Raw genomic sequence first — 16841 nt, 5'->3', positions numbered from 1 at the left:
TCTAAGGCTTGTAGCAAATAGAGCGAACTACTAACTAATTCAGTGATAGTGACAAGCCAAGGGCAACATCACTATTCACGTCAGCTTTTCAGATGAAGAATTTGCCTGGCGGCCATAGCGCCGTGGAACCACCTGATCCCATGCCGAACTCAGAAGTGAAACGCGGTAGCGCCGATGGTAGTGTGGCATTCGCCATGCGAGAGTAGGACACTGCCAGGCACCCAATTAAACAGCAACGTGCAAGATTACGATGCTGGCTGCGAGGATGACACCTCATAGAAGCGGCAGACAATTTAGCAAAAAGCTAACCAGACAGCGGAGCGGTAGTTCAGTCGGTTAGAATACCGGCCTGTCACGCCGGGGGTCGCGGGTTCGAGTCCCGTCCGCTCCGCCACTAATTTGAAGGCCTTCCCTAACGGGAAGGCCTTTTTGCTATGGGTCATTTTTCCCATAGAACCAACAGATTTGCACTCCAGATTGAACACAACCCTCACTCTATCGACCGGGCTTTTGTATTTTGAGTTTGATTTACCTGCCAGAAGATGGTTAAAAAGAGCGTTATTACTCCATGCATATCGATATTAGCCGCCTACCCTGGCGGATTACCAACCGTTTGAACTGGTTTAGTTCTGCCCAAACTTTGTTCTTGATACATGATGAGGGTTGTATCTCGCTTATAACTCGGTAGAGTAAGGGCATCTTGAGTTTACCTGTCCCGCGCCGAGTTTGCCGGGTTCCAGGTGTAACTTGGCCCGTTTTTATCAACCTTAAGTCAGTGGTATCGATATGGAACAAGTAAACAAGTCCACCTTCAGCGATGTACTGGAATATGTGCGAATGTCCCGTCGTCAGAACAAACTCAAGCGTGAAATTGCGGACAACGAGAAGAAGATCCGTGACAACCAGAAGCGGGTACTGCTGCTCGACAACCTGAGCGACTACATCAAACCGGGTATGAGCATTGATGATGTGCAGGCGATCATCGCTAACATGCGTACCGACTATGAAGAGCGTGTGGATGATCACATCATCAAGAATGCCGAGCTATCCAAAGAGCGTAAAGAGCTGAGCACCAAGCTGAAGGCTATGAGTTCTCATAAGTAAGCACTCAGTTTTCGCTTAAGAGACACCGGCTACTGCCGGTGTTTTGTTATCAGCTCGGATCTCTCGCACTGCTGCAACAATCGGCTCCCCTTTTTAGAATTGCCCTGTTACCATCACTACAAAGCAGTTAATCGTTTCAAGCCATTGACTTGAAAGACCAAGCTTGAGTGAAACGCAATAAATTGCGCAACCATGGTGGGGCTGATATGGGCGCATCAGAACAGACGGATTTGACACAAGTGGCATCTCAAGATTCATCTGTCCAGACCACGGACGGGAACCCAACGCGTAAACGTCGTTCTTGGTGGCGTTGGCTATTCTGTTTTATCTTTTTATTGTGCTTGGGCGCGGTGATCGCTCTGATTGGCTATGAGATGAAAACCTCGAAGCTGCAATCTCAGGAGCTTTCTCGCTATGCCGCCAAACTTACCTATCAGGTCGAGCCAGGCCAGAGCAAGCAGATTGCATTTCCCCAAGATGGCCCGTTCGATAAGCGGCTCGGTTATGTCTTGCTGCCTATGATGCAGGAGCGGCTGCTGCAACGGGGGTATGAAGTCAGTCAACAGGCGCATTTCTCGGATGCACTCTATGACTATGCTATCCGTGGCTTCTTCGTGCCCTATACCGAAAAGGTGCAGGCGGGACTGACGCTGCACGACTGCCGTGCTGAGCCCTTCTATCAGTTCAAGTATCCAACCCATCACTATCCGGACTTTGACTCCATTCCGCCGCTGGTTATCCAGTCGCTGCTCTTTATCGAGAATCGCGACTTGCTGAGTAACAAGGAGCCGCTGGCCAATCCGGCGGTCGATTGGCCACGTTTTGCCAAGGCAGCGCTCTCTCAGGTGGGCAAGGCGCTGGAGATGCAGGATCAATCTGCCGGCGGTAGCACTCTGGCGACTCAGGTGGAGAAGTACCGCCACTCGCCGGATGGTCTGACCCTCTCTCCGGCCGAGAAGATCCGCCAGATGGTTTCTGCCAGTGTACGGGCTTATCGTCTTGGGCCGGAAACCCTCGAAGCACGCAAGCTGGTCGCCTGGGCCTATCTCAACTCGGTGCCGCTCTCGGCTGCGCCGGGATATGGTGAGGTCCATGGTCTGGGGGATGGGCTCTGGGTCTGGTTTGGTGCCAATGTCGATGAGGTAAACCGTCTGCTGGATCCCGCCCGCAACCAGAATGCGCCGTTGGCCGAACAGGGGCTAGCCCTGCGTCAGGTGGTATCCTTGATGATTGCGCATCGCCGTCCTTCCTATTATTTGGCCCAGGGGCGTGAGGCGTTGGCTCGTTTGACTGATAGCTATCTTCGATTGTTTGTGCAGGAGGGGATGATCAGCCCTGAGCTGATGTCTGCGGCTCTTGATGCCAAGTTGACGTATCGTGATTTTCTACAGGCTCCCGCAATCACCAGGGTGATGAATAACAAAGGGCTACAGGTTGCAAGGACTGGATTAAGTCGAAGCCTGGGAGTACAGCTTTATGATCTTGACAGGATGGATCTCACCGCTGGCACAAGCCTTAATATGCCACTGCAAGATGCGGTGACAGACTATCTGCATCAGCTGGCAGATCGGGATGTTGCGGCTAAGGTGGGGTTGTTTGGCGAACGCTTATTGTCACCAGAGAAGACCCAGGATGTTCGTTACAGTTTTACTCTGTTTGAGAAAACACCAGATGGATTTAAGGTGAGGGTACAGACAGACAATACCAATCAGCCTTTTGACATTAATGAAGGCAGCAAGCTCGAGCTCGGCTCTACTGCCAAGTTACGTGTGCTGGCAACCTATCTCGAGATTGTGGCCGAATTACATGATCGCTATGCCTTGATGCCGGCAGATACATTACGCAAGCAAAGTCTTGATGAACAGGCTGTGCTCAGTCGCTGGGCGATTAACTGGTTGTTGAGCAGTAAAGAGCGTGACCTCTCTTCTATGCTACGAGCTGCAATGGAGCGTCAATATTCGGCCAGTACGGGCGAGCGTTTCTTTACCGGCGGAGGGATGCATACGTTCAATAACTTCAAGCGGGAAGACGGTAGCCGTATCGTTACGATGGATATCGCTATGCGTGAGTCGATCAATCTGCCATTTGTCAGACTGATGCGAGATATCGTGCGATATACACTCTATCGTGATGGTAATCGTGCACAATTGCTCAAGGATGATAAAGACCCCCGTCGAACCGAGTATCTTGAGCGCTTTGCCGATAAAGAGGGTCAAACATACCTGCTGCGTTTCTGGCGTAAATATCAAGGTAAACAAGCAGAAGAGCGCCTTGATCTCTTTCTGGATGGATTGAAACCGGGAGCAAGCAGGCTGGCAGCGGTACATCGCTATATTTTCCCGCAGGCAACAGAAGAGGAGTTTCGCTCTTTTCTACAGCTTCGCTTACCCAGAGCGCTGTTTGCCGAGTTGTCCGATACGCGCGTGACACAGCTTTATAACGCTTATGCGCCAGGCAAATATTCTCTTCCTGACCAGGGATATATTGCCAGGGTACATCCACTCGAACTGTGGTTGCTGCGCTATCTGAATGAAGCTGAAAAGCAAACTTTCAGTGAGGCGGTCACCGCCAGCCGGTCAGAGCGACTCGAGGTGTACAACTGGTTGTTCAAGACGCGCCATCGCAGCGCCAGAGATAGCCGTATCCGTACCATGTTGGAGGTCGAGGCTTTTCTAGACATCCATCAACGTTGGGCGAGACTGGGTTATCCCTTCGGGCATCTGGTCCCCTCACTGGCTACCGCTTTGGGCAGCTCCGGTGACCGACCTGCAGCTCTCGCTGAATTGATGGGGATTATTCAAAATGATGGTATCAGGACGTCGACCCTGCGCATCGAAAAGCTCGCTTTCGCGGAGGATACCCCTTTTGCTACCGAGTTTGTGCCGGTTCATAAAGAAGGAAATCGAGTGATGCGCTCCGAGGTGGCCACTGAGCTGCGTCGGGTATTGGCTAATGTGGTGGAGGCAGGAACAGCACGTCGCATAGGCAATACGTTTGTGCTGTCAGATGGAACCTCGCTTGCCATGGGGGGGAAGACGGGCACAGGAGATAACCGGATCCAGTCGGTCGGGCGAGGGGGTAACGTCATCAGCTCGCTGGCGCGTAACCGCACTGCCACCTTCGTCTTCTATTTGGGGGATGATCACTTCGGTACCCTGACCGCTTATGTGCCGGGTAGTCAGTCCGACAAGTTCCGCTTTACCTCGGCACTGCCGGTCCAAGTGCTTAAGGGAATGGCACCGCTGTTGATGCCATATCTGCAGCCGGGAGCCCATACCCAGTGCCTGGCCAGCCAGTGACGAAAGTGGCTGGTCGCTAATCAGGGGCGGGAAATTGGCGGGGAGGCTGACAGCCTCCCCGTTTTTTTGCTCTCATTGGGGGTAGTCGAGCCCTCTGGGATCAGGCGTTTAGCACGAACTGTTCGATTAACTGAGCCACGCCATCCTCATCGTTGCGGGCGGTGGTGTGCTGGGCCAGATCCTTGATCTCATCGGTGGCATTGCCCATGGCTACCCCAAGTCCCGCGTACTCGATCATATGGCGGTCGTTGCCGGCATCCCCGACGCAGATCACCTGTTCGGCGGTCAGGCGCAGGTGCTCGGCCAGCGCAGCAACGCCGGTTCCCTTGTTGCTCTGCTTGTTCATGAACTCAAGGAAGAAGGGGGCGCTCTGTACCACGGTATAGCGTTCATAGAGCTCTGCAGGCAGCCGCTCGATAGCGCGGGAGAGCTGGGGCGGCTCATCGATCATCATCACTTTCATGATCTGCTCATCGGCAGGCAGGGTGGCGAAGTCGATCAGGTTGATCGGCATGCCGATCAGGCGAGATTCATGTTCGGTGTAGGTGCTGACGCGGGGGCTGATCAGGCCACGGGTTACCGAGAAACCATGGACGTTCACCGCCAGCTCGTCAGCTAGCCTGGCGATGGTGCTGGCGTCACTGCCGCTCAGCAGCTGGCTACGGATGATGCGCTGATCGGCAACCTGTTGCACCAGGGCTCCGTTGTAGCAGATGACGTAGTCATGCTCTGTGGTGAGGCCGAGTTCTTCCAGGTAGCGGCTCATCCCTTCCAGCGGGCGGCCAGAGGCCAGCACTACGGTTACCCCTTTGGCGCGCGCAGCCGTGATGGCTGCGTGAGTGCGGGGAGTAATCTGTCCCTGCGGGTTGAGCAGGGTGCCATCCATATCCAATGCGATCAGCTTGTACATCTCTCACTACCTGAGTCTGGGTGGCCCGTCCGGTGGGGCCAGGGAAGTGGCGAGTGTAGCGAAAATCGACGGCGGGATCACGGCTGGTTCCGAGATCTGCCCGTGTAGGTTGACCTATTTGCGTCCCTCGTAAGGGATCATCTCCAGCTTTTCATCGTGAATAGTCAGCCGGGTGGGGCCACGGGTGATAGTGACCCTGCGCTTGAAGCAGGCCATCTCGACCTCGATGCCGGAGAAGAGGTGTTGGGTGGCAATGACCTCCATCTGATCCATCAAGTTCTGCAGCTCTTCATTATTTGCAGTGAGCTGCTCATCGAGCTGGGAGAGCTGGGCTAGCTGATGATCCCGGATGGGTTTGAGTTTACGCAAGGTTTCCGGGTTGCGTTTGTCACTGGGCAACTGCAACAGCCTCATCGCCAGTGTCTTAATCTTGTCGAGCTGGGCCAGACACTCCTGCTGGCGCGTTTTTAGCTGGCTCTCCTGCTCCTTGTGGGTGAAGTAGCCGCCGAGGATCTGAATTTTGGTATGGTTGGCTGCCTCGGCCCCCATATTGGGTGCCATGATCAGGCGATTGGCAATAGAGGTACCCCCCAGCAGTGTGCCTTTGCGCATGTTACTGTCACCCACCCTGATATCCTGCCCGCTGCGGCTGTAGCAGTGACTGAGCTGGCTCTGGATCTGGATATCTCCCCCGGCCTCAAGCTGGGCATATTGGGCATAGCTGGCATGGATCTCGCCCTGGGCATTGAGTTGGCAGAGATACCCCCCCTGTTCGTTGCGACGACCGATGATTCCGTGTCGCACCGTGATGCTGCCACCAGCCTCGATCACGCCACCTTCGATAAACCCGCCGATAACGATATCGCCACTGACCCGGACTTTCATGCCCGGGTTGACATCGCCATTGACGATCAGCCCTCCTTCAAAGGTGATGTGGCCGTGGCGAGCATCTACCTGTTTGACGGTGAGCACTTCGTCCACCTTCATACCCGCTTTCTCCTGACAGGGCAGGCCTGCCCGACTGGCTATCAGCAGGTTGGGATCATCGGGAGAGATGAAGGTTCCCTCGCCAGCGCTCATCGGGCTGTCTTTGCCATCCTTGGCGGGCAACTCCTGACCTGTCACGGTAAAGCCGGGTACCCCGGCGGTGGCCGGATGGCGGCGCATCAGTGGCGCACCAGCTTTGACGGTGACGATAGAACCGAGATCCCGCAGATCGACTTTGCCATGATCCAGCTCCTGCGGTTTGAGGATCCGCTCGGCCGGGGTTTCTACCAACCGTTCGTATTGGGTGTCTTGACCATTGACGGCAGGCTGGCCGCGGGCAATGACCAGTTTGAGCTGGCTGCCAGGTGCAGCTTCTCTGGCTGACTGGATGGCGATGGAGACGAGCTGCTCGCTTATGCCCTGCTTGACCTCGCTGAGATCGATCGCCTCTTGCAGTTGTTCCAGTGTCATATGCTTGCCTCCCCAGTCAGCAGTGATCTGGGCGATGGCGCTCATCCGGTCTTTTTCCACCACTATGGTGACTCTGGCATCCTCACGTTTGCCGACAGGGATCGGGTTGGCGGGCACAGGGGCCGCAGGGTTGGTGAGCAGGGTATTGAGCAGGCTGATAGCCTGTTTGATCCCCTCAGGCAGTGGCTGATAGCGGCGACAGTTGGAAGCCAGCAGCAGAGCTTGCACATCCTGTTCCGTAACGGGTTTGGTCAGACCGGTGGCAATCCGCAGGCAGACCAGTTCCATATCGCTTGATAGCAGCAGCCACTCTTTGCTTAACACAGCGTCTCCTTGCTGGATGAAACAATGACGATAGGATCGCCCCTCCACTGTCATTTAATCTCTCAATGATTAATAAAGCGAGTCGTCAATCCTGAGAGTGAGCAGTATTCAGATATTTCCTCTGAATGGTCAATGAATTGAAGTCAAATCGGTGATGGCGGCTGGATAAATGCAGGCGCTGTTTGGCATGGCGTGCAGCGGGGGCTCGCGACCAGAGATACCTGCCAGCGCCATGGTGTCGTTGGCAGGGGGGGGAGTTATCAGTCCCGTAGCGCCGCTCTGGCCAAGGTGAGGTAATCGCCGAGCACAGGTTCCCCCAGCAGGTGGCGGCGCAGCATGTCGAGAGCGGCAAAGGCGAGGATCTTGCGGCGGCTCTCCGGGTCGGGGTGGCTGACCTTGACCGTCTGACCGATGTGTATGCCATCAGCGCTGAGCTGCAATGGCACACCTTCTGCCCCCTCTCGCCCAATGGCCAACTGCAGGCCTATATCGGCGGTCGGCAACTGCGTCAGCTTATCGGCCAGTTGTGTGCTGAAGTGGGCCTCCAGCCGGGGATAGCCCTGACAAAGCGCCAGCAGGGCGCCGCCACTCTCCCCCTCCAGCAGAGTCAGTGGTTTGCCTTGCAGCAGCGCAAGGATCTGCTGCGCCGGTTCCGAATCCCCGCTACCAACCAGCCAGGGATGGATTGTGTCCAACAGTCGGTACTCGGCACTCGCTATATCAGCTGCGCTGGCGCCGTGGCCAATCAGTTTCAGCTCGATAAGGGGCATGGAGGAGCGATAACCCAATTCGATGCCAGTGGGCCAGGGGGCGGCATCCAGCAGGTCGCTGAGGGCCGACTCCGAGATGCCGAAGGTGTAAAAACGGCGCAGCTCGGTGTCGATCCGGGTGCCGGCCAGCGTCTTGAGGCGCGGCAAGATCTGCTCGCGCACCATCTGCTTGAATTCGAATGGTACGCCCGGGGTGAAGAAGAGCTGGCTTTGGCCACTTTGCACCACAAAGCCGCAGGCTGTGCCGACCGGGTTGTCGAGGGTCTCGCTTTCCTGTGGTAACCAGGCCTGCTTGGCGTTGCTGGCGGGCATGATGCGGCCCCGGCTGGCATAGCGTGCCTCTATTGTGGCCAGCCAGTCGGGAAATAGAGCAAGGGGTTTGTCGAAGGCCTCGGCCGCCGCCTGTGCGGTGAGATCGTCGGCGGTGGGCCCCAGCCCGCCGCATACCAGCACCACCTCGGCCCGCCTGGCGCTCTCTTGCAGTGCGGCCTTCAAATCATTGAGGTTATCTCCTACTGTGATGCGGCGGCGCACCTGCCACCCCTGTTCCAGCAGCAGAGCGCTGAGCCAGGCAGCGTTGGTGTCAACGACCAGACCCGTCACTATTTCGTCTCCGGTCGAGATTATCTCTATGCGCATGGCTGGCTCCTTGGGGGAAACGGGTGGCTTGGGGTGAGGGCAATCAGGTTTTGTTGTGCTCGAAGTAGTAGCTGATGCGAGTACGCGGATTGAGGTACTCGAACACCGCGGGCGGCAGCCGTTTGGGGTGGATTACCTTGGCGATCGACAGTTCGGCCTGCTGCAGGTCGATAATGGCGGCTTCCTGACGGGGGATGCGCGGATCATAGACCAGCACCGAGGGGTAGAGCAGGCGGGAAGCGTTGACCGACATCACCAGCCCCACCTGACCGTTGGAGAGTTGCACCACACTGCCAGGGGGATAGATCCCCATCAACCGGATCAGCATGCTGAGGTACTCCGGATTGAACTGCGCCTTGCGCTGCTTGTAGAGACCGCTCAGGGCCGAGTAGGGCACCTTGGCCTGCATATGGCAGAGGTTATCGTACTCGTTGATCAGCGACACCATCTGGGTCAGAGGCGTGAGCTGACCACCCTTGAGCCCCTCCGGCCCGCTGCCATCGAGATACTCATGGTGATGGAGCACGATCCCCTTCGCTTCGGCCGGGAAATCCCTGGCCAGATTGAGCAGATCCAGCCCGTAGCGCGGGTGCTGGGCCATCAGGTTCTGCTCCGGCTTGGTGAGCGGCTCGCTCTTGCGCAGGATCTGGCTCGGGATCTTCAGCTTGCCGATATCGTGGAACAGCGCCCCCATGCCGACCTGGCGGATCTCGTCGGCCGACATCTTGCACTCCTTGGCCAGTAGCATACTGAGCACGCTGACGTTGAGGGAGTGGAAGTAGAGATTGTTGCCATCCTCGGTATCGGAGACCAGATGGAGCACCATCTCGTCTACCGAGAGCAGCTGCTCGGTCATGGCGTTGATCAGCTCCTGTGCCTCGCCGATGGCGTTGAGGGGGCGGGACTGGATCTTGCTCATTACGCTGCGTACCTGGGCCAGCGACTGCTGAAACTGCTTCTCACACTGCTGCAGATTGCGGCGATACTGTTGCAGTTGCTCGATGCAGCGCTCTTTCTCTCGCTGCATCTGTGCTTGCCGCTGGGCGGTATCGGCACTCTCGGTTGGCACGGCTTGTGCCTGCACCTGATTGAGGGGCTTGGGCGGAACGTCGCTCTTGTCGGGAATGATGGTGACCATCTTGAGGCCGAGACGGCGGATCAGCTCGATCTCTTCTTCACTTTTGATTTTGAAGCTGGAAAACAGGAACGGGTGTTCGCGCCACCCCAGTGGCAGGGATACATAGTTGCCGACTTGCAGTCGATCTACGGAAATCTTGATACCGGTCATGATCTTGGAAGCAGGAGAGACACAGAGCCGTATGCTAGTCAAAGGTGGGGGTGAATACAAAAGGTATCTGATGACAGGGCGGGAGCTTTATTATAGGCTTCTGGATGTCCAGACATATTTACCGATGCAGTACAGGGAGTAAGCATGCCGATCAAGATCCCGGATCAGTTACCCGCCGCCGAAGTGCTGGGGCAGGAGAACATCTTCGTGATGACGGAATCCCGGGCCGTCACCCAGAATATCCGCCCGCTGCGGGTGCTCATCCTCAACCTGATGCCCAAGAAGATTGAGACCGAGATCCAGCTGATGCGGATGCTTTCCAACTCGCCGCTGCAGGTGGATGTGGATCTGCTGCGCATCGATGACAGGGAGTCAAAGAACACGCCCCAGGCCCATCTGGAGAACTTCTATCACGACTTCGAGCAGGTGCGTGGCAACAACTACGACGGCATGATCATCACAGGGGCGCCGCTCGGGCTGGTGGAGTTCGAGGAGGTGGTCTACTGGCCGCGCATCGTCGAGATCATCGAGTGGTCCCATCAGCATGTCACCTCGACCCTGTTCCTCTGCTGGGCAGTGCAGGCTGCGCTCAAGGCGCTCTATGGCATGGAGAAGCAGACCCACGGCGAGAAGCTCTCCGGGGTTTACCGCCACCATCGCCTCGATGAGCACGAACCGTTACTGCGCGGTTTCGATGACGAGTTTGTCGCGCCTCACTCCCGCTACGCGGCGTTTGATGGCGATCTTATCCGCGCCCATACCGACTTGCAGATTTTTGCCGAGTCAGAAGAGGCGGGGGTCTATCTGGCGGCGACCAAGGATTGTCGTCAGGTGTTTGTCACCGGGCACCCGGAGTACGATGCCTTGACCCTGGACGGGGAGTATCAGCGCGATCTGGCGGCGGGGCTCGACCCGGCCATTCCGGTCAACTACTACCCGAATAACGATCCGGGCAAGACCCCGCGGGCCAGCTGGCGCAGCCACGGTCATCTGCTGTTTGCCAACTGGCTCAACTACTACGTCTATCAGCTCACCAGCTACCGGGTGGAAGATATCGGCAAGGTCTTCACCTACGACCAGGGTGGCAAGTAGTCAGTCACCCTGCGCCAGCCGCTCGGCCAACCGGTCGAGCCATTGGCGGTGGCAGGCCAGGTTGAAAGCCTTGGATCTGTGAGCCTTGATGGCGGCCATCGCCTCTTGCTGTGGCTGGCCGAGGGTCATCAGTAGTGCGGCGGCGACCAGACCGGTACGACCGCTGCCCCCTTTACAGTGGATGACCAGATGTTTGCCATCCCCCAGCAGCTCACGCAGTTGCGGCAGTGCCTGTTGCCAGGCGGCCTCGAAGGTCGCGTCGGGGGCCAGATCATCCTCAATGGGCAGATGGAACCAGCGCATCCCTTCTTGCTCGACTTGCTGGCCGAGCTGCGCCAGTTCGATTTGGGTTAACTCGGCGCTCGTCATCAGGGTCACCACCCCGTGGGCACCGGCCAACCGCAGTTGATCGAGCGCCAGGGTCAGCGGCACCTGCTGGGTGCCGGGGCAGGGGGTCAGCAGCAGCTGACCATCGACACGGGGAACCTCAAGGCTCCAGAAGGGGTGATACGGGTGCATGGCGGATCCTCGCGTGGTGGCCACAGGGCTGCAGCCGGTGAATGGCGCCAAGAATAGGCGGGGCAGGGGGGATGTCAATGGCCGTTGTGTTTGCCCCGGTTTACGGGCAGAGTCTAAAAAATTGAGCGGTTCAAGGAGTTAAGATGAGAAACCTGGATCAACTGGATTTGGATATTCTGGCCCATCTGTTTCGGGATGCGGGCATGACCAACAAGGATCTGGCCGCGCTGGTGGGGGTGGCACCCTCCACCTGTCTGGAGCGGGTGCGCAAGTTGCAGCAGGATGGCGTGCTCAAGGGGGCGCACTGCGAAGTGGATTATCAGGCCCTCGGTGGCCATATTCAGGCCATGGTCTCCCTGCAGCTGGCCCGCCACAGCCGTCAGATCATCGATGCCTTCCGCGATGCCATTCTGGCGCTGCCCGAAGTGATCAGCCTGTTCCACATGGGGGGCAAGGATGATTTTTTGGTGCACCTCTGTGTCTCCGATACCGAGCACCTGCGCAACTTTGTCTTCGATCACTTCACCTCCCGCGAGGAGGTGGTGCACCTCGAAACCTCGCTGGTGTTTGAACACAAGTTCAGCCGCTCCCTGCCCTGCTTTCCCCAGCCATAACGGCCTGCGGGCCGACAGTATGGATAGATAGAAAAAACCGCCAGCTGGCGGTTTTTTCTATCTGCTATGGGTTGAATCTGCACGGGCGGCTCAATTGGCGGCGGTGCGTTCATCCTTGGCCGTCTGATAGAGACTCTTCTGATAGGCCATGCTGCCCCACAGGGCAAGACCAAGGGCATCCTCCTTCAAGGTGTCCGGCTGCGCCGCAAGGGTCAGCTTCTCGCTGGCATTGTCGTAGACATAGCCCTCTGCCGCCCGCTCCGGTTGCAGGATCACCACATCCTTGCCGCGCATCAGGGCGAAGTTCTTGTCGTACTGCATGATGGCGCGCCCCGGCCAGTCGGCGGGCATGCGGGTCAGATCCTTGCCGAGCATGGGGTAGTCGGCACTGATCCCCATCAGGGAGAGCAGGGTCGGCGCCATGTCGATCTGGCTGACGATGCGTGGATCCCTCTTCGGCGCAATGCCGTCGCCCACGATAACCCCCGGAATATGGAAGCGGGGAATGGGTACCAGACTGGCGCCACCGACCCGGCTGTCGTGGTCGGCGATGACCAGGAACAGGGTGTCCTGCCAGTATTCGGACTGTTTCGCCCTCTTGAAGAACTCGCCGATGGCGTAATCCGCATACTTGGCCGCGTTGTTGCGGGTCTGTTTGGGGTGCTCGAACAGTTCGATGCGGTTGTCCGGGAATTCAAACGGATCGTGATTGCTGGAGCTGAACACCAGGCTGAAGAAGGGTTTGCCCTCCTTGTGTAGCGCCTTGAAGGTCTCGTCAGCCTTGGCCATCAGATCCTCGTCGGAGGCGCCCCATGAGCCCTTGAATACCGGATGGTCGAAATCCTTCTGCTCGACGATGGTGGTGAAGCCGTTGCCGAGGAAGAAGCTGCGCATGTTGTCGAAGTGACTCTCGCCGCCGTAAATAAAGCTGGTGTCGTAACCCCGCTGTTTGAGCAGGTCGGCGATGGTGAAGAAGTTGGTCTGGCTCTTGCCGAGTTTGACCACCGCCTGTGCCGGAGTCGGCGTGAAACCGGTCAGTACCGCCTCGATACCGCGCACCGAGCGGGTGCCGGTGGCGTAGAGCTGCTCGAAGGCCCAACCCTGCTGTGACAGGGCATCGATGTTGGGAGTGAGCGGCAGGCCGCCGAGGGAGCCGACAAACTGGGCGCCCAGGCTCTCTTGCAGCAGGATCACCAGATTCTTCGGTTTACCCTGGAAGCTCGCCTGGTTGAAGGTCTGGCTGGGCAGCAGCTCGGAGTTGAAATCACTGGCCGGACGGCCACTCTCCTTGCGCATCACGTCGAACACCTTCTGAGGGGTCATCTCGCCGTAAAATTGGCCGGCATCCTCCTCGGCGCTCATCTGTTTGATGGCAAAGAAGAGGGAGTAGGCAGAGTTGACGGTGAGCGAGTTGACCAGCGGATCATCGGCAAAGGCAACCATGGCCGGGTTCAGGGCGCGGTGGCCGAGACTGGAGCGGGCACCGAGAAAACCTATGGCCAGAATGAGCAGGGCGAAGGCCGGACGCAGATACCAGCGGGGGAAGCTGAGGCCACGCACCAGACGGCCGCTCAGCCACCAGCCACCGGTCAGCGCGGCGCCACTGAAGAGTAACGCCAACAGCAGCTCGGCTTTGCGGCCCGCCCACAGCATGGCGAACACCTCCTTCGGATAGATGAGGTACTCCACATAGAGGCGGTTGGGGCGCACGCCATACTCGGTGACAAACGAGGGGGTGGAGATCTCGAGGAACAGCATCAGCCAGAGTCCGACGGTCAGCCAGACGCGCATCAGTTGCAGCCAGCTCCGGCCGATGGCGTGGGGGCCTGCCAGCAGCAGGGTGAGCATGGCGGGGATCCCCCAGACCCAGCAGAGGGTTGCAAAGTCGACCCGGATCCCTTGCAGCAGCATATGCTGCCAACCGGCCACGGCCTCCACCCGTTCCAGTTGCCAGAGACCGAGGGCGATGCGGCTGAAAGAGAGAGAAAAAAGCGCGAGCGCGCAGAAGACGGCGAAGGGCCAATATGGCCCTAGCCGCTGCTTTAGTGTTGTCATGAATGTTCCTGATTGAGCCTGTAAGCGACTGTCCACAGACGCTTTTTTATTTGTTGTGCTGGTATGACAAGCCGATATGGATAAGGTTGCACGGGGGTGGGGAAAATAAGCAATTAACATATTACTTATCTAACTGTGTGAGCCTCTCCAGCAAATGAGTTCAGAGTAATCTGCTGGGTGAAATGTGAGCCTTGCTGTACATGGAAGAGGCTGAACCATTTATAATTTCCGCGAATTATCTTCGTGGAGGCAAGAGGAATGCCGGTCTTTATCGATGTGGAGTATCTACAGGGTGGGCGCCTCTTTGTGGTGCTGTCGGATGGCACCACGGGTGTGCTGGATTTGACCCCCTGGCGAGCCCAGCCACTGTTTGCAAAGCTGGAGAGCGAACGGCACTGCGCCCGGGTCTTTATCAATCGCCACCACCAGCTGGAGTGGCCTGTCGGATGCACCTTGTCTGCCCACGAGGTTTATCACCTGATCTCGCCCATCGATGAGCGGGAAGCCTTCAGCTAATCCCCGCTTTTTGTGAGCCACCGCCAGATTCCTGTTACTGGAATGTTTGTCCGTTTGCCTTTATGAATGAACTTGGGTAAAACCTGCGCAACATTTTGCCAACTTGCCTTCGCTTTCCCCGACAGAGGCTTGCCGCTTTCACGCCGCAGGCCTTTTTTGCGGCCTGACGGCAAACCCTTCCCCTGCAGAAAGGTTTGGTTGGTTTAATGAAAAAAAACAAAACAAACAAATACATAAGGAAAATGTATGGCTTGTCATATGCGCACACCCCTTGCCCTGCTGGTTGGTGGACTCGCCTGTCACGGCGCTGCCGGTCAGGAATCGTTGCAACAGCTGGATCCCATGGTGGTGGTGGCAACCCGCCCCGCCAGCACACTTGAAGTGACACTGGATCCCAAGAAGCCCGGTTCCCCCATGCCGGCGGCCGACGGCGCCGGTTATCTGAAGAGTGTCACCGGCATGAGCATGGTGCGCAAAGGGGGGCTGGGCGGCGATCCCGTGTTGCGGGGGATGGGGATGTCCCGCCTCAACGTGCAGATGGATGGCGGCATGCTGGCCGGTGGGTGTGGCGGCCGGATGGACCCGCCCACGGCCTATGTGTTCCCCCAATCCTTTGACCGGATCCGGGTACTGAAGGGGCCGCAATCCCTCGAGCAGGGGGCGACCCTGGCGGGAACCGTGCTGTTCGAGCGGGACAGGCCCGAGTTCACCGCACCGGGTCTCAAGGCTGATGCTTCGGCCCTCTTTGGCAGCTTTGGCCGTGATGACCAGATGGTGGATATGACGGCGGGTTCGCCCGATGGCTATCTGCGCGGTCAGTTCACCCACTCCGACAGCGACGATTATCGCGATGGTCATGGTAACAAGGTGCGATCTTTCTATCGCCGCGAGAACGGCACCCCCCAGCTGGGCTGGACGCCGGGGGAGCACACCTGGCTGGAGCTCACCGCCGAACGCAGCAACGCCCGCGCCGCCTATGCGGACCGCACCATGGACGGCCCCATGTTTGATCGCGAATCCTTCGGGCTGAAGCTCAAGCAGGAGCAGGTCACCCGTTACTGGCAGCGCAGTGAGCTGACCCTGTGGGATAACTATATCGACCACATCATGGACAACTTCAGCCTGCGGCAAAACAGCGGCATGAAGATGCTCTCCAATCCGGATCGCCGCAACACGGGCGGGCGCTGGGCCAACGATATCGCCCTGCCAGCCGACTGGCTGCTGACCGCCGGGCTCGACAGCAACCGGGATCAACACAGATTTCGCAAGGATCTGGATTATGCAGACAAGCCACGCCAGCGCACCCTGCGTTTCGAGCAGCAGGGCGGCTTCGCCGAACTGGGCCGTCAGCAGGGGGCTCACAGTTACAAAGGGGGTTACCGTCAGGACAGGGTTGAGACTACCCGTTACGGCGCGGGGGATCAGACCCTCTACAGCGATACACTGACTCTGGACAGCGGCTTTGGCCGCTACGAATACCAGTGGTCGCCCCGCTGGTCGAGCTATCTGGCATGGGGGCAGGCAGAGCGGGCGCCGGATTACTGGGAGCGCAACAAAGACGTTACCCCCTTTACTCTCAACCCGGAGCGCAGTCGCCAATGGGATGCTGGGCTGGCGTTGCGCAGCCGCGAGCTGGACCTGACCCTCTCTATCTTTAGCGCCGATATCAAGGATTACCTGCTCTACAACAGCAAGTCGAACAAGGTGCGCAATATCGATGCCCAGACTCGCGGTGGCGAGCTGGAGGGGCGCTGGCAGTTTGCCGAGCAGTGGCGTCTCGACGGTGGTCTGGCGGTGGTCTACGGCGAAAACCGCAGCGACAACAAGCCGCTGGCCCAGATGCCACCGCTTGATGGCAAGCTGGCGTTGGGCTGGCAGCCTGACGAGGCGCTGAACTTCACCCTGCTGGGACGCGCCGTGGCAGCGCAGGATAGGGTGGACGTCGGTTCCGGTACCGTTGCGGGTCAGGATCAGGGGGAGACTCCGGGCTTCTTCACCATGAACCTGAGTGGCGCCTGGCAGTTTGCCAAGGGGTGGCAGCTCTCGGCCGGGGTCGACAATCTGTTCGACACCTTCTACTACGAACACCTCTCCAAGTCGGTGCATGCCAGTCAGGCGGGGCTTGGCTACGAGCAGAGCGGCCGCATCCCCGAGCCGGGGCGTTCCTACTGGCTCTCGGTCAACTACCGCTTCGCCGCCGACGGCGTGCTCTGAGCAAGATAAGAGGGTAACGTTTTCAGTCACAGACCCCTC

12 protein-coding genes, 1 tRNA gene and 1 rRNA gene are annotated in these 16841 nt (G+C 58.0%); 8 read left to right on the top strand and 6 right to left on the bottom strand.

Annotation, left to right across the window (positions count from 1 at the left end):
- Positions 1 to 104 precede the first annotated feature (104 nt).
- The 4 genes from rrf (at position 105) to BN1117_RS00850 (ending at position 4403) form a co-directional block, all read left to right on the top strand.
- Positions 105 to 219, top strand: a 5S ribosomal RNA gene (gene rrf / locus BN1117_RS00865).
- 98 nt (positions 220 to 317) lie between these two features.
- Positions 318 to 394, top strand: a tRNA-Asp gene (locus BN1117_RS00860).
- A gap of 392 nt (positions 395 to 786) precedes the next feature.
- The gene (gene tmaR / locus BN1117_RS00855; protein ID WP_040094100.1) at positions 787 to 1104 is read left to right on the top strand and encodes a PTS system regulator TmaR; all 318 of its coding nucleotides are present in this window, start codon (positions 787 to 789) and stop codon (positions 1102 to 1104) included.
- A gap of 206 nt (positions 1105 to 1310) precedes the next feature.
- Positions 1311 to 4403, top strand: a complete 3093-nt coding sequence (locus tag BN1117_RS00850) for a transglycosylase domain-containing protein (protein ID WP_040094098.1) — start codon at positions 1311 to 1313, stop codon at positions 4401 to 4403.
- A 100-nt stretch (positions 4404 to 4503) separates the two neighbouring features.
- On the opposite strand, the gene yidA is transcribed toward BN1117_RS00850, so the two are convergent.
- The 4 genes from yidA to BN1117_RS00830 form a co-directional block, all read right to left on the bottom strand.
- Entirely contained in the window at positions 4504 to 5313 is an 810-nt protein-coding gene (gene yidA / locus BN1117_RS00845; protein ID WP_040094096.1) for a sugar-phosphatase, read from the bottom strand.
- A 114-nt stretch (positions 5314 to 5427) separates the two neighbouring features.
- Entirely contained in the window at positions 5428 to 7095 is a 1668-nt protein-coding gene (locus BN1117_RS00840) for a DUF342 domain-containing protein (RefSeq protein ID WP_040094094.1), read from the bottom strand.
- 260 nt (positions 7096 to 7355) lie between these two features.
- Positions 7356 to 8504 (bottom strand): CinA family nicotinamide mononucleotide deamidase-related protein, encoded by a 1149-nt coding sequence (locus BN1117_RS00835; protein WP_040094092.1) that lies wholly within the window; start codon positions 8502 to 8504, stop codon positions 7356 to 7358.
- A gap of 43 nt (positions 8505 to 8547) precedes the next feature.
- Entirely contained in the window at positions 8548 to 9792 is a 1245-nt protein-coding gene (locus BN1117_RS00830) for a cyclic di-GMP phosphodiesterase (protein ID WP_040094090.1), read from the bottom strand.
- A 144-nt stretch (positions 9793 to 9936) separates the two neighbouring features.
- Between BN1117_RS00830 and metA the strand changes: the two genes are divergently transcribed.
- Entirely contained in the window at positions 9937 to 10884 is a 948-nt protein-coding gene (gene metA / locus BN1117_RS00825) for a homoserine O-acetyltransferase MetA (RefSeq protein WP_040094088.1), read from the top strand.
- Here metA and BN1117_RS00820 read toward each other — a convergent pair whose 3' ends face one another.
- Positions 10885 to 11403 carry a cyclin-dependent kinase inhibitor 3 family protein gene (locus BN1117_RS00820; protein WP_040094086.1) on the bottom strand — a complete coding sequence of 173 codons (519 nt, stop codon included), beginning with the start codon at positions 11401 to 11403 and terminating at the stop codon, positions 10885 to 10887. It abuts the gene before it with no gap.
- A 143-nt stretch (positions 11404 to 11546) separates the two neighbouring features.
- On the opposite strand from BN1117_RS00820, the gene BN1117_RS00815 reads away from it, so the two are divergent.
- Complete coding sequence (locus tag BN1117_RS00815) at positions 11547 to 12017, top strand: Lrp/AsnC family transcriptional regulator (protein WP_005336001.1); 471 nt, start codon at positions 11547 to 11549, stop codon at positions 12015 to 12017.
- 90 nt (positions 12018 to 12107) lie between these two features.
- Here BN1117_RS00815 and BN1117_RS00810 read toward each other — a convergent pair whose 3' ends face one another.
- On the bottom strand, positions 12108 to 14072 hold the full coding sequence (locus BN1117_RS00810; protein WP_040094085.1) for an LTA synthase family protein: 1965 nt from the start codon (positions 14070 to 14072) through the stop codon (positions 12108 to 12110).
- A gap of 258 nt (positions 14073 to 14330) precedes the next feature.
- Between BN1117_RS00810 and BN1117_RS00805 the strand changes: the two genes are divergently transcribed.
- Together BN1117_RS00805 and BN1117_RS00800 are read left to right on the top strand one after the other, a co-directional pair.
- Positions 14331 to 14588: a DUF2442 domain-containing protein gene (locus BN1117_RS00805; protein ID WP_040094083.1), complete on the top strand. Its 258-nt coding sequence runs from the start codon at positions 14331 to 14333 to the stop codon at positions 14586 to 14588.
- A gap of 246 nt (positions 14589 to 14834) precedes the next feature.
- Positions 14835 to 16802: a TonB-dependent copper receptor gene (locus BN1117_RS00800; RefSeq protein ID WP_040094081.1), complete on the top strand. Its 1968-nt coding sequence runs from the start codon at positions 14835 to 14837 to the stop codon at positions 16800 to 16802.
- Positions 16803 to 16841: the final 39 nt, after the last annotated feature.

The organism is Aeromonas australiensis, assembly GCF_000819725.1.
Taxonomy (GTDB): domain Bacteria; phylum Pseudomonadota; class Gammaproteobacteria; order Enterobacterales; family Aeromonadaceae; genus Aeromonas; species Aeromonas australiensis.
This window is presented reverse-complemented; position numbering and strand designations above follow the sequence as displayed.

What these genes read in the sequence shown, in the direction of transcription:
- tmaR (WP_040094100.1), top strand. Translation starts at nt 787, where the DNA reads ATGGAACAAGTAAACAAGTCCACCTTCAGCGATGTACTGGAATATGTG.
- BN1117_RS00850 (WP_040094098.1), top strand. Translation starts at nt 1,311, where the DNA reads ATGGGCGCATCAGAACAGACGGATTTGACACAAGTGGCATCTCAAGAT.
- yidA (WP_040094096.1), bottom strand. Translation starts at nt 5,313, where the DNA reads ATGTACAAGCTGATCGCATTGGATATGGATGGCACCCTGCTCAACCCG.
- BN1117_RS00835 (WP_040094092.1), bottom strand. Translation starts at nt 8,504, where the DNA reads ATGCGCATAGAGATAATCTCGACCGGAGACGAAATAGTGACGGGTCTG.
- BN1117_RS00830 (WP_040094090.1), bottom strand. Translation starts at nt 9,792, where the DNA reads ATGACCGGTATCAAGATTTCCGTAGATCGACTGCAAGTCGGCAACTAT.
- metA (WP_040094088.1), top strand. Translation starts at nt 9,937, where the DNA reads ATGCCGATCAAGATCCCGGATCAGTTACCCGCCGCCGAAGTGCTGGGG.
- BN1117_RS00820 (WP_040094086.1), bottom strand. Translation starts at nt 11,403, where the DNA reads ATGCACCCGTATCACCCCTTCTGGAGCCTTGAGGTTCCCCGTGTCGAT.
- BN1117_RS00815 (WP_005336001.1), top strand. Translation starts at nt 11,547, where the DNA reads ATGAGAAACCTGGATCAACTGGATTTGGATATTCTGGCCCATCTGTTT.
- BN1117_RS00810 (WP_040094085.1), bottom strand. Translation starts at nt 14,072, where the DNA reads ATGACAACACTAAAGCAGCGGCTAGGGCCATATTGGCCCTTCGCCGTC.
- BN1117_RS00805 (WP_040094083.1), top strand. Translation starts at nt 14,331, where the DNA reads ATGCCGGTCTTTATCGATGTGGAGTATCTACAGGGTGGGCGCCTCTTT.
- BN1117_RS00800 (WP_040094081.1), top strand. Translation starts at nt 14,835, where the DNA reads ATGGCTTGTCATATGCGCACACCCCTTGCCCTGCTGGTTGGTGGACTC.